21 protein-coding genes and 1 pseudogene are annotated in these 22,127 nt (G+C 70.0%); 11 read left to right on the top strand and 11 right to left on the bottom strand.

The window, feature by feature from the left end; translation table 11 throughout:
- The first annotated feature begins 15 nt into the window (after window positions 1-15).
- Window positions 16-1,002: a LacI family DNA-binding transcriptional regulator gene (locus tag FU260_RS15380; protein WP_168211790.1), complete on the top strand. Its 987-nt coding sequence runs from the start codon at window positions 16-18 to the stop codon at window positions 1,000-1,002.
- On the opposite strand, the gene FU260_RS15375 is transcribed toward FU260_RS15380, so the two are convergent.
- Window positions 993-2,054, bottom strand: a complete 1,062-nt coding sequence (locus tag FU260_RS15375) for a GNAT family N-acetyltransferase (protein WP_147917861.1) — start codon at window positions 2,052-2,054, stop codon at window positions 993-995. The genes FU260_RS15380 and FU260_RS15375 overlap by 10 nt on opposite strands.
- Window positions 2,055-2,125: 71 nt before the next feature.
- Between FU260_RS15375 and FU260_RS15370 the strand changes: the two genes are divergently transcribed.
- Complete coding sequence (locus FU260_RS15370; protein ID WP_147917860.1) at window positions 2,126-3,334, top strand: cysteine desulfurase family protein; 1,209 nt, start codon at window positions 2,126-2,128, stop codon at window positions 3,332-3,334.
- Complete coding sequence (gene mnmA / locus FU260_RS15365; RefSeq protein WP_147917859.1) at window positions 3,334-4,458, top strand: tRNA 2-thiouridine(34) synthase MnmA; 1,125 nt, start codon at window positions 3,334-3,336, stop codon at window positions 4,456-4,458. Before FU260_RS15370 ends, mnmA begins: the two co-directional genes overlap by 1 nt.
- Window positions 4,459-4,487: 29 nt before the next feature.
- On the opposite strand, the gene FU260_RS15360 is transcribed toward mnmA, so the two are convergent.
- Window positions 4,488-5,660 (bottom strand): MFS transporter, encoded by a 1,173-nt coding sequence (locus FU260_RS15360; RefSeq protein ID WP_147917858.1) that lies wholly within the window; start codon window positions 5,658-5,660, stop codon window positions 4,488-4,490.
- A gap of 79 nt (window positions 5,661-5,739) precedes the next feature.
- Between FU260_RS15360 and FU260_RS15355 the strand changes: the two genes are divergently transcribed.
- Window positions 5,740-6,090: an ArsR/SmtB family transcription factor gene (locus FU260_RS15355; protein ID WP_147917857.1), complete on the top strand. Its 351-nt coding sequence runs from the start codon at window positions 5,740-5,742 to the stop codon at window positions 6,088-6,090.
- Window positions 6,091-6,145: 55 nt separating this feature from the next.
- Here FU260_RS15355 and FU260_RS15350 read toward each other — a convergent pair whose 3' ends face one another.
- From FU260_RS15350 to FU260_RS15335, 4 genes are all read right to left on the bottom strand, one after another.
- Window positions 6,146-6,760 carry a class I SAM-dependent methyltransferase gene (locus FU260_RS15350; protein WP_147917856.1) on the bottom strand — a complete coding sequence of 205 codons (615 nt, stop codon included), beginning with the start codon at window positions 6,758-6,760 and terminating at the stop codon, window positions 6,146-6,148.
- Window positions 6,761-6,850: 90 nt separating this feature from the next.
- Window positions 6,851-8,695, bottom strand: a complete 1,845-nt coding sequence (locus FU260_RS15345; protein ID WP_147917855.1) for an HNH endonuclease signature motif containing protein — start codon at window positions 8,693-8,695, stop codon at window positions 6,851-6,853.
- A gap of 108 nt (window positions 8,696-8,803) precedes the next feature.
- Complete coding sequence (locus FU260_RS15340; protein WP_147917854.1) at window positions 8,804-9,238, bottom strand: hypothetical protein; 435 nt, start codon at window positions 9,236-9,238, stop codon at window positions 8,804-8,806.
- Window positions 9,235-9,534, bottom strand: a complete 300-nt coding sequence (locus FU260_RS15335) for a hypothetical protein (protein ID WP_147917853.1) — start codon at window positions 9,532-9,534, stop codon at window positions 9,235-9,237. The genes FU260_RS15340 and FU260_RS15335 overlap by 4 nt, the downstream gene beginning before the upstream one ends.
- A gap of 462 nt (window positions 9,535-9,996) precedes the next feature.
- On the opposite strand from FU260_RS15335, the gene ligA reads away from it, so the two are divergent.
- The 5 genes from ligA (at window position 9,997) to FU260_RS15310 (ending at window position 15,103) form a co-directional block, all read left to right on the top strand.
- Window positions 9,997-12,468, top strand: a complete 2,472-nt coding sequence (gene ligA, locus FU260_RS15330; protein WP_147917852.1) for an NAD-dependent DNA ligase LigA — start codon at window positions 9,997-9,999, stop codon at window positions 12,466-12,468.
- 9 nt (window positions 12,469-12,477) lie between these two features.
- On the top strand, window positions 12,478-12,888 hold the full coding sequence (locus FU260_RS15325; RefSeq protein WP_147917851.1) for a pilus assembly protein CpaE: 411 nt from the start codon (window positions 12,478-12,480) through the stop codon (window positions 12,886-12,888).
- Between the two features lie 79 nt (window positions 12,889-12,967).
- The gene (locus tag FU260_RS15320; RefSeq protein WP_147917850.1) at window positions 12,968-13,990 is read left to right on the top strand and encodes a trypsin-like peptidase domain-containing protein; all 1,023 of its coding nucleotides are present in this window, start codon (window positions 12,968-12,970) and stop codon (window positions 13,988-13,990) included.
- On the top strand, window positions 13,987-14,253 hold the full coding sequence (locus FU260_RS15315) for a hypothetical protein (protein ID WP_147917849.1): 267 nt from the start codon (window positions 13,987-13,989) through the stop codon (window positions 14,251-14,253). The genes FU260_RS15320 and FU260_RS15315 overlap by 4 nt, the downstream gene beginning before the upstream one ends.
- A gap of 91 nt (window positions 14,254-14,344) precedes the next feature.
- Window positions 14,345-15,103 carry a metallophosphoesterase family protein gene (locus FU260_RS15310; RefSeq protein WP_147917848.1) on the top strand — a complete coding sequence of 253 codons (759 nt, stop codon included), beginning with the start codon at window positions 14,345-14,347 and terminating at the stop codon, window positions 15,101-15,103.
- Between the two features lie 34 nt (window positions 15,104-15,137).
- On the opposite strand, the pseudogene FU260_RS15305 reads toward FU260_RS15310, so the two are convergent.
- Window positions 15,138-15,269: pseudogene (locus tag FU260_RS15305) on the bottom strand (type I glyceraldehyde-3-phosphate dehydrogenase); the annotation flags it as partial.
- Window positions 15,270-15,514: 245 nt separating this feature from the next.
- Here FU260_RS15305 and FU260_RS15300 point away from each other — a divergent pair.
- Together FU260_RS15300 and FU260_RS15295 are read left to right on the top strand one after the other, a co-directional pair.
- Complete coding sequence (locus FU260_RS15300) at window positions 15,515-15,880, top strand: DUF4345 family protein (RefSeq protein WP_147917847.1); 366 nt, start codon at window positions 15,515-15,517, stop codon at window positions 15,878-15,880.
- Between the two features lie 305 nt (window positions 15,881-16,185).
- Entirely contained in the window at window positions 16,186-17,154 is a 969-nt protein-coding gene (locus tag FU260_RS15295; RefSeq protein WP_147917846.1) for a type IV toxin-antitoxin system AbiEi family antitoxin domain-containing protein, read from the top strand.
- Between the two features lie 236 nt (window positions 17,155-17,390).
- Here the strand turns inward: FU260_RS15295 and FU260_RS15290 are convergent, their stop codons facing one another.
- The 4 genes from FU260_RS15290 to FU260_RS15275 all read right to left on the bottom strand — a co-directional run bounded on the left by FU260_RS15290 (window position 17,391) and on the right by FU260_RS15275 (window position 22,112).
- A complete protein-coding gene (locus tag FU260_RS15290; protein WP_235912444.1) occupies window positions 17,391-18,578 on the bottom strand; it encodes an ROK family transcriptional regulator in 1,188 nt (395 codons plus the stop codon).
- A gap of 108 nt (window positions 18,579-18,686) precedes the next feature.
- Window positions 18,687-20,066, bottom strand: a complete 1,380-nt coding sequence (locus FU260_RS15285) for an alkaline phosphatase family protein (RefSeq protein WP_147917845.1) — start codon at window positions 20,064-20,066, stop codon at window positions 18,687-18,689.
- Complete coding sequence (gene eboE / locus FU260_RS15280) at window positions 20,063-21,241, bottom strand: metabolite traffic protein EboE (RefSeq protein WP_147917844.1); 1,179 nt, start codon at window positions 21,239-21,241, stop codon at window positions 20,063-20,065. The genes FU260_RS15285 and eboE overlap by 4 nt, the downstream gene beginning before the upstream one ends.
- Before the next feature lie 4 nt (window positions 21,242-21,245).
- A complete protein-coding gene (locus tag FU260_RS15275) occupies window positions 21,246-22,112 on the bottom strand; it encodes a TatD family hydrolase (RefSeq protein ID WP_147917843.1) in 867 nt (288 codons plus the stop codon).
- Window positions 22,113-22,127: the final 15 nt, after the last annotated feature.

The raw sequence follows: 22,127 nt of genomic DNA, 5'->3' as shown, positions 1-22,127 counted from the left end.
TGCGATGCTTGGCGCATGACAGTTGATCTGCGTGCCGTGGCCTCCGGTGCTCGCGTCTCCGTCTCGACAGCCTCCCGGGCGCTCTCACGGCCAGACCTGGTGAATCCGCGCACAGCAGATCGGGTGCGTGAGGTTGCCGCCGCCCTCGGGTACGCACCGAACGCCGCAGGTGTCGCGCTGCGCTCGGGCAGGTACGGCGGACTCACCATCATGCTCCACAATCTTGCGAATCCACTCTTCGCTCGGCTGGTCACGCGCATCCAGCACTATGCCCAGGAGAGAGGCCTTGGCGTGCAGATTGTCGACAGCCAGGGCACCGCTGAGCTTGAACAGGAGCGGATTCGCTCACTCCTGAATCGGGTGGATGGCATCATCGCGGTGGCGCCACGGCTCTCGGACGAAGCCCTGGCCTCAGCGGCCGCCAGGCTTCCGTTGGTGGTGGTCAACCGGCATGTGACCGGTGTCACCTCGGTGACGTTGGACGTCCCGACCGGGCTGTCCCGGGCTGTGGATCATCTCGCCGCCCTCGGGCACCGGCACATCGCCTACGTATCGGGCCCCACTCGAACCTGGTCGGACGAGAGGAGGCGTCGACGGGTGCATGACCGGGCACGCTTCCATGACATGCGGGTGGAGAGTTTGGGACCGTTGGCTCCAGTGTTCCGGTCCGGGCTGACCGTGGCCGAGGAGGTCATGGCGTCCGGGGTGAGCGCGGTGATCGCCTACAACAGCCTGATCGCGCTCGGACTGGCCTACCGTCTCCGGATCGACGGCATCGACCTTCCCACCGACCTGAGCATTGTGGCAGGGGACGACATGGAGACGCGCGGCATGGAGGCGCCCACCCTCACGGCGGTACACCTGCCGATCGACGAGGCTGCGAGCCGTGCCGTCGATCTGCTCGGCGAGATCATCGCTGGCAGGACGGATATCGAGGCGGTGCAGATCGCGACCCCGCTCCTCCTAGGCGATTCCACCAGAGCCGTGGCGGCTCAACCCTGATAGGTGACTTCCCGCCCGATGGCCCGGTAGCCGAGGTCCTCGTTGATCTGGATCATCCACGGGTTCACATGCGAGTTCCAGGTGGCCAGGCGTCGCAATCGCGGGGCGTGGCTGGCCAGCATCCGGTGCGTCGTCACCTTCAGCGCGTAGCCGAGCCGGTGGCCGCGGTGATCCGGCATCACCAGGGTGTTCTCCTGGAACCCCAGCGTGGTCGCCGCGCCGCCGTGGAACTCCACCACGCTGTTGCCCGCGAAGGAGCCGTCCGGGGCAAGCGCGACGGCCACCAGGCTGCGCAGACCCTTGCGGGCCTTGCGGTCCTCGGCGATTCGGATCCGCTCGGGCGTGTACTCCGGTGCCTCGTGCACCACGTCCTCGTCCGGCTCATCCAGTTCGAGCTGGCGCAGCAGCACCCCGTAGGCCTCGAGGTGCTCAGCAGGGGTCCGGTCGGTCCAGCTGAGGATCCGATACCCGTCCAGGTGCGGCTCGGCCCGGGCCCAGAGCCGGTCGAGCAGGTTCGGGTCCACGGGCAGGTCGAGCACCCGGGTGACGGCCACGTTCTTGCGACTCATCCCGAACCGGACAGCGAGCCGATTGGCCGGCAGATCCGGGTCGTCCACATCGCCGTCCAGCGGCACGGCACCCCAGGCACTCAGCATGGTGCGCCCTGCGTCCCGGGCGATCTGTGCCAACCCGGTCAGCAGGGCGGTGCCGACGCCCTGGCCGCGATGGTCCGGGTGCACCACCGGCGCCACCATCGCCTGATCGGTGTTCTCCGCCAGGGGTAGCCCGATCCACCCGGTGCCGACCGCCTCGGGGTGCCCGTCCGCGTCCCGTTCGGCAAGCAGCCGGTGCTGCCGCCAGTACGTGGTGTTCGCAGCATCGGCGCGCGTCTGCTCAACGGTGGGTGCCGTCGACGCTCCGAAGGCCAGCTCCTCGTCCGCTGCGTTGATCCGGTTGATGGCGTCGAGATCAGCGTCCGAGCCGAGATCGATCGGTCGGATGGTCAGGCCGTCGGCGACGGCCGGATCGGCGGCGGGAGTGAGGCGACTCATAGCCGAAACGGTCGCATCAGACCCCCCTCCACGCGCCAGTGATTTCCGCGCGGAACGTACACTTGACGGTCGTGACCACCTACTTCGACCACGCGGCCACCACCCCGGTGCGCCCGGAGGCGGCCGACGCCTATCTCCGAGCGTCGCAGGTGGCCGGAAACCCGTCCTCGTTGCACGCCGCCGGCCGCGCCGCCCGCCGCGTCCTGGAGGAGGAGTCCCGGGAGTCGATCGCCGCGGACCTGGGCGCCGACCCGGCCGAGGTGATCCTCACCGCCGGCGGCACCGAAGCGGACAACCTCGCCGTCCAGGGGATCTGGCGCGCTGCCGCCCAGGCGGGGCGGCCTGGATTGGTGATCTCCGCCGTCGAGCACCACGCGGTCCTGGAGACCGCGCACCACCTGGCCGCCCACGAAGGCGCTGAGACCCGCGAGCTGGGGGTGGACGCCACCGGAGTGGCCCGAATCGACGAGCTCGAAGCACTACTGGCCGAGCAGGGGGAGCAGATCGGGCTGATCTCGCTGATGTGGGCGAACAATGAGGTGGGCACACTGCAGCCGGTCGAGCAGGTCGCCGCACTCGGCGCGGCCCACGGCATAGCGGTGCACTCCGATGCGGTGCAGGCCGTGGGGCAGGTACCGGTGAACTTCGCTGCCAGCGGCCTCGATGCGCTGTCCTTCTCCGGACACAAGCTCGGTGCCCCGATCGGCATCGGCGCCCTGCTCGCCCGCCGGGACCTGACGATCAGCCCGGTGCAGCATGGCGGCGGTCAGGAGCGCGCGGTGCGTTCCGGCACACTCCCGGTGGCCTCGTTCGCCGCGCTCGCGGCAGCGGTGCACGCGGCAGCGGTGGACCTGGAAGCTGAGGCGGTGCGGCGCGCCCGGCTGCGCGACCGGATCATCGCCGAGGTACTCGCGGCAGTCCCGGACGCGCAGCTGCGGGGAGCGCCGGGGCAGGGCCGTCTGCCCGGGAACGCGCACTTCACCTTCACCGGCACCGACTCCGACGCGCTGCTGTTCACCCTGGACGCCGCCGGAGTGTGCGCCTCCTCCGGGTCCGCCTGCCAGGCCGGGGTGCAGCAGGCCTCGCACGTACTGCTCGCGATGGGAGCCGACGACGGCGCAGCACGGTCGGCCCTGCGGCTCACCGTGGGGTGGGACTCCACCGAGGCGGACGTGGATGCGCTGCTGGTGGCCCTGCCAGAGGCGGTCGCCCGGGCACGTGCGGCGTACCGGCCGCGACCGTCACAGCGAACCGGCGCGATAACTAAGGAGGCATCCTGATGCGAGTACTGGCAGCCCTCTCCGGCGGAGTGGACTCGGCCGTAGCGGCCGCCCGGGCGGTGGACGCCGGGCATGACGTGGTCGGTGTGCACATGGCGCTCTCCCGCTCGCGGGCGCAGCACCGGAACGGCTCCCGCGGCTGCTGCTCGATCGAGGATGCCTCCGATGCGCGCCGCGCCGCCGACGTGCTCGGCATCCCGTACTACGTGTGGGATCTGAGCGAGGAGTTCGAGGAGACGGTGGTGGCCGACTTCCTCTCCGAGTACGAGGCCGGCCGCACGCCGAACCCGTGCGTGCGTTGCAACGAGCACATCAAGTTCTCCGCTCTGCTGGACCGTGGGCTGGCGCTGGGCTTCGATGCCGTGGCGACCGGGCACTATGCGCGGATCGTCGAAGGGCCCGGCGGCGGCGACGCCCCGCGCCGGGAGCTGCACCGGGCGCGTGATCTGGCCAAGGACCAGTCCTATGTGCTGGCGGTGATGGGTGCCGAGCGGCTGGCCCGGTCGATGTTCCCGCTGGGCGAGGTCGCGTCCAAGGACGAGGTGCGTGCCGAGGCCGCGGCCCGCGGGCTGAGTGTCTCGGCCAAGCCCGACTCCTACGACATCTGCTTCGTGGCCGACGGTGACACCCAGGGCTTTCTGCGCGATCGGCTCGGCGAGCGGCAGGGCGAGTTCGTGGACGCCGAGGGACAGGTGGTCGGTGAGCACCAGGGCGCCTACGCCTACACCGTCGGGCAGCGCCGCGGTCTGGGCCTGAACCGGCCGGCGGCGGATGGGCGCCCTCGGTATGTGCTCGAGGTGAACCCGGCCGCGAACCAGGTGGTGGTCGGGCCGAGCGAGCTGCTCTCGGTGAGCGAGATCGCGGCCGACGGCGTGACCTGGCTGGCTGAGGACGTGCCAGCGGGGGAGTGGGCGCAGGTGAGCGTGCAGGTGCGGGCGCACGGTGATCCGGTCCCGGCTCGGGTCCGCCGTGACGAGGACGCGTTGGTCACTGTGCTGGAGTCGCCGTTGCGGGGCATCGCCCCGGGACAGTCGATCGTGGTCTACGACGGCACCCGGGTGCTGGGGCAGGCGGCCATCTCGCGCGCGGGCCGTGGTGCGGCTGCTCAGCCGGTTGGCGCCTAGGTCCGGCGTTCACGCTCGCGTGCTGGGGGTCACGCGTTGACGCTCGCGTGCTGCGGTACGCGGAAGGCGGCGCTGACCCACGCAAGTACCAGTGCGAGGACCGCTACAGCGGGGATCCACAGCGGGCCGGGTCCGTCCACGATCATCCCGCCGAGCCCGGCAGCAACCGCCGTGCCGAGGTAGAGGCCGGAGATGTTGAGCGAGACTGCGGTCATCGGCGCCTGAGGTGCGGCTTCGATCGTGCTGGCCTGCAGAGGTGGGTTGAGCGCCCAGGCGAAGACGGACCAGGCGGCGATGCTCAGCAGCAGGACCGGTAGGGGAGCACTGAGTGCGAACAGGAGGCCGGCAAGGGCGAGTGCGCCTGCGTGGCCGCCGAGGACGATCAGACGGCTGCGTCGCCCACCGAACCGGTCGGCGAACCAGCCACCGAGAAGCGCGGACGGGACACCGATCACACCGACAAGCAGGAGAACCCCTGGCAGGGCGGAGGTATCGCCCTGGTGGTGATCAAGCAGGACAGAGAGGTAGCTGTAGAACATCAGCCCACCGGCGCCGGAGAGGAAGACCGCGAGGACGAGCCGGAGTACGCGCGGGTCCCGAAGAGGGCTCAGCCGCGGGCCCAGACCCATGGCCGGGGAACCCTGCAGGCGGGGCGTGGTGACCGCGAGGACGCACATCGCACCGAGTGCAACGATGGCGATCAGCACGAACGTCGAACGCCAGCCGAAGAGGGCGCCGACCCAGGTGCCGACCGGAACTCCGGTGAAGAGCGCCACCGTCAGCCCGGCGGTGACGACAGCGAGGTAGCGACCCTGGCGATCAGGAGGTGCGCCCTGGGCCGCGATGGCGAACGCCGTGGCGGAGACCACCGCCGCAGCGAGGCCGGCAACGGCGCGCAAGGCAAGCAGGATGCCGAAGGTCGGCGCTATGGCGGCAGCACCATTGGCGAGGATGAAGACCGCCAGGCCGGCCAGGATGACGTGGCGACGGGGTAACGGGTCCAGCGCGACCGCCATCACTGGTGCACCGATGGCGAAGGTGAGGGCGAAGACGGTGATGAGCTGACCGGCTGCGCCCGTGCTGATCTGGAGGTCAGTGGCCAGCTCGGGCAGGAGCCCGGCGATCACGAACTCGTCGGTTCCCAGAGCGAGCGTGGCCACGAACAGTCCGGCGAGCCAGCCGGGGATGCGTCGAGAAGTCATAGGGCGACACTCTATTCGATGTTCGTCGAACATCGAACAATAAAAAGGGTGTTGCCGTGAGGAGTGAGATACTGGGTCCGTGGCGAAGGATGCGCAACACCCGGACCTGGACGAGGTAGCACTGACCACAGTGTTGGCTGCCCTGTCGGACCCGTTGCGCCTGGGTCTGGTGCGGCTGCTCTCCGACGGGGTGGAGCGCCAATGGGGTGAGCTGGATGCGCCGGTGGCGAAGTCCACGCTCAGCCACCATCTGAAGGTGCTCCGGTCCTCCGGGGTCACCAGGACTCGGGACGAGGGCACGCGCTGCTACGTGCATCTGCGCGCCGACGACCTCGAGCAGCGTTTTCCTGGGCTTCTGCAGAGCTTGCTGGCCACGGCAGACGATGGCGCAACCACGGTGACGATCAAGGAGCCACGGCAGTCAGCCTGATCGCGTACGTGTCGGCTGTTGCCTCTCGATTGCTGGCCGGGTTGCGGGCCGGCCGCTAGAGGCTGAGTGGATCCGGAACGCTGAGCACCGCGACCAGGAAGTCCGACTCCGGCGTCCACGGGCGTAGGTCCCAGGTAGCCAGCCGGAGCTCGATCGTGAGCTGGGCCTGCTCGGCGTCGGCGAAGAACTCCTCGAACGGGTAACCGCGGCCGGCGCCGAAGCCGAGCACCATCCTTCCCTCCGGCGCGAGGTGGCTGCCCAGTCGGCGGAGCACCTCATACCGCGTGCTCGGCGCGAGGAAGGTCATCACGTTCCCGGCGGCGACGATCACGTCGAACGGTTCGGCACTGCCGTGCAGGTCGAGCTCGGCCAGATCCTGCACCACCCAGGTGGACCCGGGATGGTCGGTCTCGGCTGCCTCGATCAGCACGGGATCCACGTCGACACCCATCACCTGGTGGCCACGCTGGGCGAGCTCACCGCCGACCCTGCCGGGACCGCACCCGGCGTCCAGGATGCGCGATCCGCGCTCGGCCATCGCGTCGATGAAGCGCGCTTCGCCGTGCAGGTCCGCACCGGCCGCGGCCATCGACCGGAACCGTTGCACGTACCAGTGCGAGTGGTCCGGATTCTGCTCCACCTTGCGGGCCCACAGGCTCTTCTCCACCACGACTCCAGGGTCGCATATGTGGGTCGATGGGCCGGCGGTGGGCCGTACTCGGCGGGTGGGTCGCTACTCCTCGGGCGTCCCCCGGGGGGTTCAGAAGGGCGGTGGGCCGTAGTCGGCGGGTGGGTCGCTAGCTTTCGGACGCAGATCATCCCCGTCGAGAGGCGGCCGGTGGGTGAGTGGCCGGGTGGTGCCGTCGCGTTCGCGCCGGTAATGGTGACCCGTGGGCGTGGTCCACTCGAAGACGCCGGGTTCGGGCTGGGTGAGGAGGAAGCCGGCATGGGTCTTGGTCTGGTGGTCTCGGCCACAGAGCGGACCCAGGTTGGCCACGCTGGTACTGCCGCCTTCTTCGGGATGGGAGTGGTTGTACGGGTAAGTGTGGTCGAGCTGGCACGTGCGAGCCTGGTGGGTGCATCCGGGCCGGACGCAGGTGCGATCGCGGGCGATGACATGCTCGGCGATCGCTCGGGTGGGGCGATACCGGGTGGAGCCGACGTCCAGGACAGCGCCGGTGAGGGGATCGGTGACGATCCGGCTCCAGATCCCACCGGCGGCCAGCGCCCGGGCGGTGGCGGGCGTGATCGGCCCGTACCCGGCCAGCTCGGGCACTGCCTCGGGAGAGAGCCGTTCCCCGGGCAGGGCTGGCGGCCAGGTGAGCTCCCCGGGCTCGGTGCTCGGCCCGGGTGTCGTGGTGGTACCCGAGCTGCCGAGGCACCCTCCGGTGCTCGTCGCGGTGGTGCCCGCGGCACCCGGGGCGGTCCCGGCGCCACCCTGGGCGGTCCCGGCGCGGTCTGCGGCGGACCGCGGGAGGAGCTGGTCCAGCGGCATAGTGACGTGGATCCGGGGGAGTTGCCCGTTGGTGGTAGCCAGGCGGGTACCGGTCGCCGGGTCGCCGAGGTGACCGGTGGCCAGGGCGTGGTGGGCGACCCCGGCAAGGGAGTCGAAGCGCAGCTGGTCGACCGTTCGCTGGTCGCCGGCGGCTTTGGCAGCTCGAGCGCTGGCGTCTAGGGCGAGATCAAGGGCGAGCACGTCGGCAGTCGGTCCCTCGATACGCATCGAGGCAGTTTGATCGTGCTCCGTACGGGGACGGGTCACCCGCCGACAGGTGGCCCGCTGGCGGGCGCGCTCTTCAGCTGCCGTCGCATCGACCGCGATCAGAGCCTTGGCCACATCGGAACGCAGCTGTGCCGGAGTTCGGTCCGGTGCCTTGGGCAGCACGATCTCCTCGACGGCGGCGGCGACCTCCCAGGACACGTGCTCCAGGCCGTCGACGATCACCTGCGCCCGCGCAGCATTGATCTGGCCCGCAGCAAGGGCATCACCGGTGGCGCACAGGTGCCCGGCCAGTGCTTTGCCGCGCCGGACCAGATCGGCTCCCGCTTTGGCCGAGGTTCGCAATCGCAGTGTGAGCTCGTCTCCGGCCACCCCGGCGGGGCCCTGAGTGTGGTCGGCCAGGGCGGCAGAGGTCATCGAGACTCGCCCGGCCAGCGTGGCTGCGGCCCGGAGCTTGAGCGCGTGCGCGGCGGCCTCCAGCCGGTCCGCCGCTGCAGCGGCCTCGACCACGGCTGGGTCGTCGATCTGGTCCAGGTCCATCCGGGTGAGCAGACCGAATAGGTGCTGGTCGGTGGAGTGCTGGGCCAACCGTTCATCCAGATCGAGGCCCTGGGTGTGGCGAATCAGCCCCACCAGCCCCCGCTCGGCCGGGGAGTCGCTGCTCCGGGTGTGATCGACGAGCGTCCCCAGTGCCGCGCTGCCCGGACCCGCTACTGCAGCCGGAGGCAGTACCGGCTCCACGCACCCAGCCCGTCCAGGTCTCCGGGAGGGCGCGGCCCCGCCGATCATTGCTCGCGGCCCGCACCGCCCCACGTCCGGGTACAGCTCGATCACCATCGGGACCGAACCGTCCCGGCGGTGCTCGTGATCGAACTTTTGTGCCATACCCGAAACGCTACTCGCCACCACCGACAGTCCAGGAAAACCGCACGATCTCAACGAAACTCGCCCACCGCCGTCGGCTGGGACGACGTACGCACGCGGGGCGGGCGCTCAGAGCGGGATCTGATTGACCGAGACCGCCCACCACAGCCCGGCCCCGAGCACGAGGGCACTCACCGCAAGCTTCACCAGGCCGCCGGTGACTCGCAGCCTGCGAAGATCACGGCGTGCCACCAGGGCGGTGATCGAGCTGACCAGCCACACCCCGAGGAGCGCCGCCCCGCTGACCGCCGCACTCGGCGCTGAGTCCGGCATCACCCATCCCTCGGTCGTGCCCCACCAGCTCAGTCCCACGAGGCCAGCGGTGAGCAGCGGGCCGAAGAACGAGGCCCACACCAGGACCATTCCGATCGCCATCGCGACGCCCGAGACGTACCGGGGCCGGTCGGGACGGTTCTCGGCGCTGTCCCGGCCGAAGATCAGGCCACGATCGGCGTAGCGGCCGCCGAAGGGATCGCTGGACGCGCTCGAGTAGATCCCGCTCACAGGTTGCTCACCAACCCTGCGATGACCAGCGCGGCGATACCGGCGAGCAGGTGCAGGTAGCCCCGTGCTCGGCCTTGCCGCCCCTCCGTGGCCGCACCGGAGGCGAAGCCCCAGGCGAGGACGGCAGCGAGAATGGGCGCATACAGCCAGCGCCGGAACGGTTCGCTGGTGAAGCAGGCCGTCCCGCGTTCGACCGGACAGCCATCCAGCGACTCCACCAGCGGTTCGAGCCAAGTGACCGAGTGCCAGACCAGGTAGGCCAACGAGCCCAGCACCAGCAACACGGCCAGCGCCACCAGCCCCGGTCTCCGGCTCCGGTCCGAGCCGATGGGCGCGGCGGCAGGAGACCCGGGCTCGTAGTGCGCGGTGGCGTCCGGTGGGGTGGTTCCGTGGCCCGAGTGTGCGTAGCCGTGCTGTGCGGAGCTGCCCGACGGCGCAGGGTTCGGTGGCGCTGGGGGGTGACCTGTGGTGGTGGCAGGGCCAGGCCTGCCGACGGCGTAGGGATTGTGGGTACCGCTTCGTCCCGTCCCAGAGGGGTCCGCGCTGCTCCGTCCCAGCACGTGCGGAGGAGGTCTGCGGCCGAGCTCGTTCGGCGCCCCGCCGAAGCGTTGCGTGCGAGCGCCCCGCATCCAGTCCGGCAGGCCCGAGGTCATGCGCTCATCTCACCACACCCCCGCCGCCCCGGCGGGCCGAACAACGACCGGTGAGCTGCGCCGTCGGCGGTGCGGAGCTGGGCGATGTCGGTGGAAGGGGACAGAATGGCAGACGTGAACGAGCAGGCGCCCGAGGGGCAGGACCCGACCACCGACGAGAGTGCCGAGGAGCTGCGCGCGCGCTGGCAGGACATCGCCGACCGGGTGCGCAGCGCACGCGAGGCTTACTACAGCGAGGACGCCCAGCTGATGTCGGACGCTGCGTTCGACGAACTGCTCCGCGACCTGCAGGCCCTGGAGACCACGCATCCGTTCTTGCAACGGCCGGACTCGCCGACCCAGGAGGTCGGCGGCTCCGCGTCACCGTTGTTCACCCCGGTGCAGCACGCCGAGCGTCTGCTCAGCCTGGACAACGTGTTCACGGTGGAGGAGCTGGGGGACTGGCTCACCAAGACTCAAGAGGCGGCTGGGCGGCAGGTGCGCTGGCTGTGTGAGCTGAAGATCGACGGTCTGGCGATCGCGCTGCGCTACGAGAACGGGCGACTGGTCAGCGCTGCCACCCGCGGCGATGGCCGGATCGGTGAGGACGTCACCGCCAATGCCATCCGGGTCGGCGCGATCCCGCGGCGGCTGTCCGGCACCGGGCACCCCGAGCTGGTGGAGGTGCGCGGCGAGGTGTTCATCCCGACGGCGGCGTTCGCAGACCTGAACGAGCTGCAGGCCGAACTGCAGGGCCGTGCGGTGGCCGCATCCCGGGAACGCTGGGAGAAGCGCCCGGCCGCGACCCGCGCCGCGTTCGACGACGAGCGGGAGACAACCAGTGCGGCACGCCGGTTCCCCGCCTTCGCGAATCCGCGCAACGCTGCCAGCGGTGGGCTGCGCCAGCAGCTGGAGAAGAAGGAAGGTCTAGAACGCGAAGCCGGCGATGCCCGGGTGAAGTCGCTAGCGCTGTATGTCCACGGTATCGGCGCGTGGTCCCGGCCGCCGGTGGCCAGCCAGAGCGAGGTGTACGACCTGCTCGCTGGCTGGGGATTGCCGACCAGCCCGTACTCGAGCGTGGCCGGCTCCGTGGAGGAGGTGCTCGCCTTCGTCGAACGGTACGGCGAGAACCGGCACTCGGTCGAGCATGAGATCGACGGTGTGGTGGTCAAGGTCGACGAGCTGGCGCTGCACGACGAGCTCGGTGCCACCAGCCGCGCCCCTCGGTGGGCGATCGCCTACAAGTACCCGCCCGAGGAAGTGCACACCAAGCTGCTGGACGTCGCCGTCGGGGTGGGCCGGACCGGCCGCGCGACCCCGTACGCGGTGATGGAGCCGGTACAGGTGGCCGGCACCGTGGTGCGACAAGCGACGTTGCACAACCAGGACGTGGTACGCGCCAAGGGGGTGCTGATCGGCGACACCGTAGTGCTGCGCAAGGCCGGGGACGTGATCCCCGAGGTCCTCGGCCCCGTGGTGGAGCTGCGGGACGGCAGCGAACGCGAGTTCACGATGCCCAGCCACTGCCCGGAGTGCGGCACCGAGCTGCGGGCGATGAAGGAGGGGGACATCGACCTGCGCTGCCCGAACGCGCGCTCCTGCCCGGCGCAGGTGCGCGGCCGGGTGGAGCACATCGGTTCCCGTGGGGCGCTGGACATCGAGGCACTCGGTGAGGTGACAGCCGCGGCGCTGACCCAGCCACAGACACCGGCGACCCCGCCGCTGGTCACCGAGGCCGGCCTGTTCGGCCTGACCATCGAGGAGCTGGTGCCGATCGCGGTGGTGGTGCGCGATGCGGAGACCGGTGAGCCCAAGACGGACGAGGAGACCGGCGAGGTGACCGTCCGCCGTCCGTTCCAGAAGACCCGGTTGGACTATCCGCCAGAGGCTGAGGGAATGTCGGCGGCGGAGCGGCGCAAGGCGGGCTACCGCAAGAATCACACGGTGACGGAGCCGTCGGCACAGGCCCTCACCCTGGTCGCCGAGCTGGAGGCCGCCAAGACCAAGGACTTCTGGCGCCAGCTGGTGGCGCTGAACATCAGGCACGTGGGCCCGGTGGCCGCGCGTGCGCTGGCGAGCTGGTTCGGGTCGCTGACCGCGATCGAGGCTGCGGAGGAGGAGGCGCTCGCCCAGGTGGATGGGGTGGGGCCGACGATCGCCGGTGCGCTCGAGGAGTGGCTCGCTGTGGACTGGCACACCGAGATCCTCGAGCGCTGGCGGGCCGCCGGTGTGCAGTTCGCGATCCCCGACCATCCAGGACCCGGGGCGGCGAGCGACGGCGGGGCGCTGGCTGGTCTGAGCATCGTGGTGACCGGATCGATGGAGAACTACTCCCGAGACGGTGCCAAGGAGGCGATCATCTCCCGCGGCGGCAAGGCTGCCGGATCGGTGTCGAAGAAGACCGACTTCGTGGTGGTCGGTCCCGGCGCTGGCTCCAAGGAGACCAAGGCCCGCGATCTCGGCCGCCCGATCCTGGACGAAGCCGGATTCCAACTCCTGCTCGACGGCGGGCCCGAGGCCGTCGCCCACCTGGTGGGTGAGCAGCCCGATGCGGACGATGAGGCCACCGCTGAGAGCGAGAGCCCAGGAGACGCCTAGGCTGGAGAGATGATCAGTGACCCTCTCGCCCACGAGCTGCGGAACGCCGGGGTGCGCTGGGACCCTGCTCCCGGGGACCGGTTCCGGATCCAGGCTGAAGCGCTCGGCGAGGACGTGTTCATCCTCTCCCACATGGTGATCGAGCCGCGGCACTACGAGACCGGCACGGTGCTGCACTTCAACGGCACCACCGAGTGGGCGTTGGACAGTGTGGCGCAGGAGGATGCGCTCTGGCTGCCGCGCGAGGACCAGCTCCGCGAGCTGCTCGGTGGCACGTTCCTACGGATGGAGCGCAGCGGCGGCGAGTTCGCCGTGCAGACCTCCGGACCGGACGGGCAGGTCCAGTCATTCGCCGCCGACGACGTGGAGGATGCCTACGCCCACGCCCTCCTGGAGCTGGTGCACCGCGCGGTAGCGTGACCGGGCGCCGGCCCTGGGGCGCGGGTCGGGGGCGCCGACCCCAGGTGCGAGTCGCCGCCCCCGCGCGCACACTCGACCTATGCACATCGACCTGGCGCGGGAACGCAAGGCCCACTGGCTCACCTTCGCCCGCGAGGCGTTGATCACCCCGGAAAGCACTGCCGCTCCAGTGGCGGTGGCCTTCGGGCTGGCGGTGCGCGACGGCGGAGAGTACGGGCTCGCCGTGCGCTACCGGGACGAGGCGGAGTGCTCGGACCTTCTCGGCCAGATCGCCGAGGCGGACTCCGACGCCGATATCCGCCATGTCGGGCAGATCGTCGCCCAGACCCTGCCGCCGGATCGGCCGAGCCCGCCGCAGCCGCCAGGCCCGCCAGGTGGCCCGGGGCAGCCGGGTCAGCCCGAGCCACCGGGTGGCCAGCTCGGCGACCTGCGCAGCCGGGTGCGGCCACTGCGTCCAGGACTCTCGATCGCGAACGCGAACGTGACCGCCGGAACCCTGGGAGCCTTCGTCGCTGACTCCGACGGCACGCTCTATGCCCTGTCCAACTGGCACGTGCTCGCGGGCTCGACCACCGCCGTCGCCGGTGATCCCATCCTGCAGCCAGGCCCGGCCGACGGCGGAACTTCGGCGGATCAGGTCGGCACGCTGGACCGGGTGGTCGCCTTGGACCCCAGTGCACCGAACATCGTGGATGCGGCGCTGGCGCTGCTCACCGAGCAGCAGGAGGACGCCGGGTACCCGATCGGTGCGGTGACCAGCACGGCGCCCGCCGACGGCGGCCAGCAGGTCGGCAAGATCGGCCGCACCACGGGGATCACCGCCGGCCGGGTCAGCGCGGTGGAGCTCGACGGAATGCGGGTGAACTATGGCGAGGATCTGGGCGATCTGACCTTCGACAACCAGATCGAAGTCACCGGGGACCAGGGGGCGTTCTCCGCCGGCGGCGACTCCGGATCGCTGGTCTACCGCGAGGACGGAGTAGCCGTCGGACTGCTGTTCGCCGGCTCGGAGACCGGCGGACCGACCGGCACCGGACTGACGTTCCTGAACCCGATCGATCAGGTGCTCCGCGGCCTCGAGGTGGGCCTGCTGCAGCCATGACTGCCCGCGGAGGACAGTGCTCCCGTGACCAGGCGCGTGCTGCCAAGGCGCAGGCTACGGAGCGCCTCGCCGAGCTTCCCGGGGTGGTGGGGATCGGTCTGGAGAAGCAGCCCGACGGCGGTTGGTGCGTCCGCGTGAACGTCACCAGTGCGGAGGTCGCCGAGGCTGTGGCGGAGCGGCTGCCGGGGGAGACGCAGGCAGCGCCCGTGCGAGTGCGGGTCACCGGCACAGTCCACGCCTCGAGTGACCCGCCGGAGGGCTGACTCCCAGTCGGCCCGGGGACGGGGCCTGCTGGGGACGTGGCCCGCTGGGCGGAGGACCGTCCGGACAGCGGCCGCGCTACGCTGAGCGGCGATGACCCAGCCACAGCGCATCGCCCTGATCTCCGATATCCACGGGAACCTGACTGCCCTGACCGCAGTGCTCGCCGACATCGATGCCCGCGGGATCGAGACGATCTACAACCTCGGGGATGTGGCCGGGAAGGGGCCGCGGGGCTCCGCAGCGATCCAGCTCAGCCGCCAGCGGTGCGCCGTCACCATCGGTGGCAACTGGGACGACTTCCTCCCCGACGAGCAGCCCACCGATAGTGAGCCGCTGCGCTGGTGGCGCGAGGAACTCAGCCCAGCGGATCGGCAGTGGCTGCGTGATCTGCCCCTGGTGCACGACCTGGTGCTCAGCGGACGACGGATCCGGCTGTTCCACGCTTCTGCGCAGAGCGTCTACACCCGAGTGTGGTCTCAACACACGCCCGAGGAGTTCGACGGGATGTTTGCCGCCACCGAGCTCACCGGCCCGGGGCCAGTCCCGGACGTGGTCGCCTACGGCGACATCCACGAAACCTTCCTGAAGGTCGCGGGCTCGCGGACGCTGCTGAACGTGGGCAGCGTCGGCAATGCCTTGGACGAGCCGGCGGCCGCCTACGCCATCCTCGAAGGCACACCAGGTCAGGAGCAGGTCGCGCTCGGGATCCAGTTCGTGCGGGTGCCCTATGACGTCGAGGCGGAGATCGCCGTCGCCACCTCGCTGGACATGCCGACCACGGCGACCTACGCGATCGAGCTGCGCACCGCCGTCTACCGGGGGCTGCACGCCGCACTGGGTCTGGGCTGAGGACCGCTCAGTCAGTCCAACCTTCCCGCCCGGCTCAGCGGGCGAGCAGGCCGAGCGCGTCCACCACCCGGTGGGAGAAGCCCCACTCGTTGTCGTACCAGGCGACCACCTTCACGTGCCGCCCCTCCACCCGGGTGAGCGGCGCGTCGAAGATCGAGGACGCTGGATAGTCGCAGGCCCGCGCCGGGTTCGGCGTGCTCGACCACGGTGATGCCGGTGCTCAACGATCGGCGTAGCCGTAGCCGTAGCCGTAGCCGTGGTCGTCGGAGACGATGAGGATGAGGTGAGGTCGCTGCGGCGCCATCGCTTGAGTATCCCGTGCACGAGCTGCCATGCAGAACTCATCCATGGGCGGTAGGCGATTCGTCCGCTGTGGATCAGGCCCACGCCCGCCCGTGTAGGGTCCTGTGCATGCGGACCGGACTACTTCGTGGGCTGCTGTGGAGCATCTCTGGAGTCGCCACCCTGACCGGGTTGCTCGTAGCAATCCGCGGTAACCGGGCTATCCCGGGGGCGACGGACCGAACGGATGCAAGCACGAGCAGCGTGCTGCGGTTCTATGCCGTCATCTGGGCCGCGCAGGCGATCGTGGTCGGTCGGGCGGCTGCTCGCAAGGATCTCGATCACGAGGAGATCGCCGGGATCGGCTGGCTGATGGCGGCCGGTGGCGCAGCCCGTGCACTCGCCTGGCGGCAATCGGGTCCACCGCACCCGCTCTTTCGTGCGCTGACCGTGCAGGAGCTCGCCATGCCACTCATCGTGCGGCTGCTGCGCTGAATCAGCCCCGCACGAGCGCCTCCGCGGCGACGCCTGAGTACCGGTCTGCAGGCTGAGGACCAGATTTCCGGTCCTCAGCCTGCAAATCGGTACTCAGCCCAGCGGACAGCGCCCGCTGCCATCCGCTTCTGCACCGGTTTCCACAGCCCCCACGGTTGGTGAAGCAACGAGATCCTGTCGCGTGGTGGGGTGGCGGCATGACTCACAGCGTCCTCGGCGATGGAAATACTCGCCAGAATCCAGCAGTCGCCCCATCGCCCGGAGTCGCAGTTTCCCGATCGCCGGGACTGGCGCAATCCTCCAGGGTGCCCGCCCTACCGTTCGACACCCACGGTCTGGTCACCAGCGCCGACGCGACCCGCGCCGGTATGCGGGCGGTGCTGCAAGGAATGGTCGCCTCCGGAAAACTCGAGCGACTGTGGCCCGGCGTGTACCGGCGTCCGCTCAGCATCGGAACGCCCGCAGAACGTGCGGCCGAGGCGTACCGCGCACGGGTGCTGGCAGCAGCGCGTCGACTTCGCCGCCCCGTCTTCGCCTCGTATTCGGCCGCGGCCCTGCTCGGGCTGCCCATCATCGGTACATGGCCGGACGAGATCTTCATCCTGTCTGGACGGGCTACCGGGTCGCGGCAGGGCCGACTTGTTCGCCTCGCGACCCGCTGCGATCCACCCTTGATGGAGAATGGTGATCTGCGGATCACGTCGGTTGCGTACACCCTCATCCAACTCGCCCGTCAAGCGCGCCTCGGTGCAGCGGTGGTCGCGGCCGATGCGGCCCTTCGTGACCTGCCGTACGGACCGAAGGCCGCTCCGCTGACCACACTGACCGAGCTCATGGCGATGCACCAGCGCCTACTGCCCTACCCGAGGTCCAACCGGGTGCAGGCGATGCTGGACCGCGCCACCCACCTGTCGGCCAGTGCGCTGGAATCGGTCAGTCGCCTGGCTATCGAGGAGCTCGGACTCGCTACTCCGCAGCTACAGGTGCGACTGCACCTGGACGCCCCCCATGGTGACGTATACCTGGACTTCGGATGGGAGCAGGACATTGGTGGCGAGTCGGACGGAGACAGCAAGTACCTTGCACCAGACAACACAGTGGCAACTGCGGCCCGACTCCTCGCCGAGAAGGAACGGGAGGACGCGATGCGTGCGAAACTGCGCGGTCTGGCCCGGTGGGGGTGGCGCGATGCATGGCAGGGCAGTCCACTGCGGCGAAAGCTGCTCCAGGTCGGGGTACCGCAAGTCCGCTCATCGGTCGCACGGTTCTGGTGAGGCCGTGCCCGCCAACGCCGGGACCGCACCTTGTGCCGCCATCCGCTGCCGCCATCCACCTCCACCACCATCCGCTGCTGCCATCCACCGCCACCATCATCCGCTGCCGCCATCCACCTCCACCGTCTGAGTATGAATTTGCAGGCTGAGGACCGGGAAGTCGGTGCTCCACCTGCCAATCCGTCTGCAGACGATCGTCTGTGCGGGGTGCGCGCCAGCGCCTCCGGCACCAGTACTCAGACGGGTGTCTGTGCGGCGGCGAGCGCATCGACGGCGGCCGGAGCGAGCACATGGTCGGCAACCACCCGGCCGGCACCGAGCAGCCCGGCCCGGCCGGCAGTGCTCGCCGTGACGATCCGCAGCTGCTTGGTGGCCAGTGGCAGCGAACGCCGGTAGACCACCTCGCGCGCCCCGGCGAGCAGGTGCTCGCCGGCCTGGGCGAGCACTCCGCCGATGACGATCGCGGACGGGTTGAGCAGATTCACGCAGCCGGCCAGCACGGCGCCGAGATCGCGGCCCGCATCCCGGAGCAACGCTGTGGCCCGCTGATCGCCGCGGCGCACCAGGTCCACCACGTCTGCACTGGTAGCGACCTCTTCACCCGCGGCGCGCAGTGCTCGCACCAGGGCCCCGCCGCTGGCGACGGCCTCGAGACAGCCGGAGTTCCCGCAGTGGCACAGCTCGGCACGCCCGCCGGGCACCGCGACGTGGCCGAGATCCCCGGCTGCACCGTCGGTGCCACGGACCAGGGTGCGGTTGGCGATGATCCCGGCGCCGATCCCGGTGGCGACCTTGACGAACAACAGGTGGGACACCTCGGGATAAACGGCACCGTGCTCACCGAGCGCCATCAGGTCCACATCGTTGTCCACCAGCACCGGCACGCCGAACTGCCGGCCGAGGATCCCCTTGATGTCCACACCATCCCAGTGCGGCATGATCGGCGGGGTGATCGGCCGGCCGGTGGTCTGTTGCACCGGACCGGGAACGCCGATCCCTACCCCGGCCAGGTCCGTAGCGGGCCGGCCCAGCCGGTCCAGCAGTTGCTGGCCGAGCTCGTTGACATGGGCCAGCACCGGATCCGGCCCCTCGGCGATATCGCAGACGGTGCGTTCCTCGGCGAGCACGGTGCCGGCCAGGTCGAGCACGGCCACTGACAGGTGCACCGCGCCCAGATCGACAGCGAGCACCACCCGCGCACCCGGATCGAAGACGTACACCGACGGCGGCCGGCCACCGGTGGAGGACGCCGCTTCGGTACGCACCAGGCCGGTCCGAAGCAGGGCATCGATCCTGCTGCCGATCGTGGTCCGGGCGTGACCGGTGACCGCAACCAGGTCCGCGCGGGCGCGCGGCGCGCCATCACGGAGGATCTGCAGCAACTCACCGGGGCCGGTGGTTCGCGACGTCGGTGACACGGCCACGCGCGGCTCCTGGGATCAACGTACCGCGGACAACGGACAGATCGATGACTCTACCCGGTCAGCCGTTGCCGGGCGCCCGATCCGCAGTGCCCGATCCGCAGCGCCCGGTCAGCCCACGCGCGGAGCAGGGACCCCGACGAGGTCCAGCAGCAGATCTCGCACCTCGGTGGCACCGACGAGGTCACGAGCATTCTCGGCGTCCGAGCACAGCAGAACGGGGCCTTCGCTCGGATCGTCGGGCAGCCGCCCGTGACTGCCTCGGATCGGTGCCGGATCGAGAGGGACCACGTCCAGCTTGTACCGCATCCCCAGCTTCTTCCGGGCCACCGCCGTTGCCGCGCGCAGCTTCACCCACCGGTCCTCGGGGTCCATGAACAGCTCCACCGGGTCATAGCCCGGCTTCTTGTGGATCTCGACGAGCTTGGCGAAATCGGGTGCGTTCGCATCGTCGAGCCAGTAGTAGTAGGTGAACCACGAGTCCGGTTCGGCAACGAGCACGAGCTCACCGGCCCTGGCGTGGTCCAGGCCGTGCGCACGTTTTCCTTCCGCATCCAGCACCTGCGCGACCCCGGGGACCTCCTCGAGCAGGGCCTTGACCTGAGGCAGGTTCTCCTCGTTGCGGACGTAGACGTGCGCCACCTGATGATCGGCCACGGCGAAAGCCGGTGAGGTCCAGGTATCGAGGAGTTCGCCGGTCTCGTTGTGGTGCACATGGAGCAGGCCGGCTCGGCGCAGCACTCGGTTGACGTCCACGGCGCGGGAGACATCGGTGATGCCGTACTCGCTGAGGACTACGACCGTGGCCCCGAGCGCCTCCGCGTCGTCGAGCAGCGGAGCCAGGGCCTCGTCCAGCTCCTGGGCGGCGCGGACCGCCTCCGGCCCGGAGGGACCGAAGCGCTGGAGGTCATAGTCGAGATGCGGCACGTAGGCCAGCGTGAGGTCGTGCTCCGGCATCAGCCGGCGAGTGGCACCGATGATCCATCGGGAGCTGTCGATCGAGGCACCGGGGCCCCAGAAGGTGAACAGCGGGAACGGTCCCAGCTCGGACACGAGGGAGTCGTGCAGGGACGGCGGCCAGGTCCAGCAGTCCGGCTCCTTGCGGCCATCGGCGTAGTAGGCCGGGCGAGGGGTCACGGTCGCATCCACCGTTGCCCCCATCGCGTACCACCAGCACACATTCGCGACCGTGTACTCCGGCCGGGTGCGGCGGATCGTCTCCCACACCCGCTCACCGGCGACCAGGCCGTTGTGCTGACGCCACAACAGGATGTCGCCGAGGTCGCGGAACAGCCAGCCATTGGCGACGATGCCGTGCTCACCGGGTGTCTTGCCGGTGAGGTAGGTGGACTGGGCCGAGCAGGTGACCGCAGGCAGCACCGTCTCCAGGGTGGCCTGGTACCCCGACTGGGCAACTTTCTTCAGCCGCGGCATGTGCTCCAGGATGCGGGGGGTGAGGGCGACGACGTTCAGAACGAGCAGCTTGCTCATACATCCTCCAGTCCGAGGGCGTGCAGGTGGCCACGCGCATGTGCGAGTTCGGCGGCCAGACCTGCGATGAGTCCGGCGTCGTCGGTCGGCCGCGCCTCGGCCGGTAGGACGCTCCAGGTGTAGGTCTCGACCTCCAGATGGTCGGTGAGCGCATGCTTGCCGCCGAGTAGTGCCCGGGCGGCGGCGAAGAGCTCGTCATCGGTGTTCACCAGCGGAGGCTGGGGGGCGGCATGCAATGGCATGTGAAAGTGGACGCGCCACGGCCGCTTGCCCGGAAGCGGCTCGCTGCCGAGTGCCTCGCCGCCGAGCGCCTCGGGCAGGTCGTCCCGGGCCAGCAGCCGGCCGTCCGGACCGGTCTCGCGCACCTGGTGCAGGAAGCGGTCCTCGACGAACGTGCCGAGCACGCCCGAGGCGGCGGCCGGATCGGGGACGTGCAGCGCTGCCGACAGCTGGCTCTTCACCACCGGCAGCCCCGCCGCAGTCAGTCGGGCCACCGCGTCGTCGGCGTCCTCGAAAGCGGTCGCCAGGTGGCAGGTGTCCAGACACACGCCGAGGTAGTCGGTGTCGACACCGGCGAGTTCCTCGGCCGCTTGCGTCGTGGTCTCGATGACGCACCCCGGCTCCGGCTCGAAACCGACCCGCACCTGCCGCCCGGTGCTCTCCTGGAGTCGGGCCAGTCCCGCGGCGAGCTCGTCGAGATTCGCTCGTGCGGCACTGCGTGCCTCGGGTGACCACGCGGTGTGCCAGGCCAGCGGCAGCGTGCTGATACTGCCTCGCCGCACATCATCGGGCAGCAGCGAGGTGAGGACCTTCGCCGCGTCGAGGGTATAGGTCAGTCGTGCGCGCTCGGTCCAGTCTGGGGAGTAGACGCGGTGTTTGACGACCGGGTCGTGGAAGCCGCGGTAGGGGAACGCGTTGAGCGTGACGACCTCCAGTCCCTGCTCATCGAGGACCGCGCGCAGCGCCGCGAGCTCACCCTCGTCGCTGGCCAGCAGGGCGGCGGTGGCCGCCGGCAGCCACAGGCCGAGTCCCAGCCGCTGCACGCCGAGGCGTTCCCGTACCGGGCCCGCGAAGCGGCGCAGCTGTTCGTGGATCCCGGCAGGGTCCTCGGCCGGGTGCACATTGCTGCAGTAGGCGAGGTGGACGAGGGTGCCGTCGGGGTGTCGGAGCCGCATCGCGTCAGGCGTCCTGGGCCTTGCGCTCGCCGCGCTGGATCGAGTTGCCCTCGAAGGTCGCGCCGTCGCTCGCGTTGTCCTCGAGCATGAGGCGCCCACTCTGCGCGAAGAACTCCACCGGGTTGCGCCACAGCACCCGGTCAACGTCGTCGTCGCTGAAGCCGGCGGCGAGCATCGCTTCGCCCGTCCGGAGCGTGCTGAGCGGGTTGCTGTGCCCCCAGTCGGCCGCTGAGTTGACCATCACCCGGTCCAGGCCGTGCTGGGCCAGGATGGCGACCATTCGGCCGGGGTCCATCTTGGTGTCGGGGTAGATGGAGAAACCCATCCAGCAGGCGGAGTCGCTGACCATGTCCACGGTGGTCTCGTTCAGGTGGTCGACCACCACCATCCCTGGGTCGATACCGACCTCGCGCACCAGGTCGAGGGTGCGCCGGGTGCCGGCAGCCTTGTCGCGGTGCGGAGTGTGCACCATCGCCGGAAGACCGTGCTCAATCGCCAACTCCAGCTGCCGGCCGAATGCGTGCTCCTCCGCATCGGTCATCGAGTCGAAACCGACCTCTCCGACAGCGACAACGCCGTCCTTGGCCAGGTAGCGGGGCAGCAGGTCGAGGACCTCCGCACACCGAGGGTCGTTGGCCTCTTTGGGATTCAACGCGATCGTCGCGTGGTGCGCGATCCCGAACTGTGCGGACCGGAATCGCTCCCAGCCGATCAGGGCGTCGAAGTAGTCGATGAACGACTCCACGCTGGTGCGTGGTTGACCGAGCCAGAATGCCGGCTCGACGAGGGCCTGGACCCCCGCTTCGCGCATGTTCTGGTAGTCGTCCGTGGTCCGGGACGTCATGTGGATGTGCGGGTCGAAGATGCGCATGGTGCCTCCTGGAGA

Source organism: Ruania zhangjianzhongii (assembly GCF_008000995.1).
Taxonomy (GTDB): domain Bacteria; phylum Actinomycetota; class Actinomycetes; order Actinomycetales; family Beutenbergiaceae; genus Ruania; species Ruania zhangjianzhongii.
The sequence above is the reverse complement of the archived record's forward strand: the minus strand, read 5'-3'. Positions and strand labels throughout refer to the sequence as shown.

Coding starts and splice junctions, on each gene's coding strand:
- FU260_RS15380 (WP_168211790.1), top strand. CDS start 16: ATGACAGTTGATCTGCGTGCCGTGGCCTCCGGTGCTCGCGTCTCCGTC.
- FU260_RS15375 (WP_147917861.1), bottom strand. CDS start 2,054: ATGAGTCGCCTCACTCCCGCCGCCGATCCGGCCGTCGCCGACGGCCTG.
- mnmA (WP_147917859.1), top strand. CDS start 3,334: ATGCGAGTACTGGCAGCCCTCTCCGGCGGAGTGGACTCGGCCGTAGCG.
- FU260_RS15360 (WP_147917858.1), bottom strand. CDS start 5,660: ATGACTTCTCGACGCATCCCCGGCTGGCTCGCCGGACTGTTCGTGGCC.
- FU260_RS15345 (WP_147917855.1), bottom strand. CDS start 8,695: ATGGCACAAAAGTTCGATCACGAGCACCGCCGGGACGGTTCGGTCCCG.
- ligA (WP_147917852.1), top strand. CDS start 9,997: ATGGCAGACGTGAACGAGCAGGCGCCCGAGGGGCAGGACCCGACCACC.
- FU260_RS15325 (WP_147917851.1), top strand. CDS start 12,478: ATGATCAGTGACCCTCTCGCCCACGAGCTGCGGAACGCCGGGGTGCGC.
- FU260_RS15320 (WP_147917850.1), top strand. CDS start 12,968: ATGCACATCGACCTGGCGCGGGAACGCAAGGCCCACTGGCTCACCTTC.
- FU260_RS15315 (WP_147917849.1), top strand. CDS start 13,987: ATGACTGCCCGCGGAGGACAGTGCTCCCGTGACCAGGCGCGTGCTGCC.
- FU260_RS15310 (WP_147917848.1), top strand. CDS start 14,345: ATGACCCAGCCACAGCGCATCGCCCTGATCTCCGATATCCACGGGAAC.
- FU260_RS15300 (WP_147917847.1), top strand. CDS start 15,515: ATGCGGACCGGACTACTTCGTGGGCTGCTGTGGAGCATCTCTGGAGTC.
- FU260_RS15285 (WP_147917845.1), bottom strand. CDS start 20,066: ATGAGCAAGCTGCTCGTTCTGAACGTCGTCGCCCTCACCCCCCGCATC.
- eboE (WP_147917844.1), bottom strand. CDS start 21,241: ATGCGGCTCCGACACCCCGACGGCACCCTCGTCCACCTCGCCTACTGC.
- FU260_RS15275 (WP_147917843.1), bottom strand. CDS start 22,112: ATGCGCATCTTCGACCCGCACATCCACATGACGTCCCGGACCACGGAC.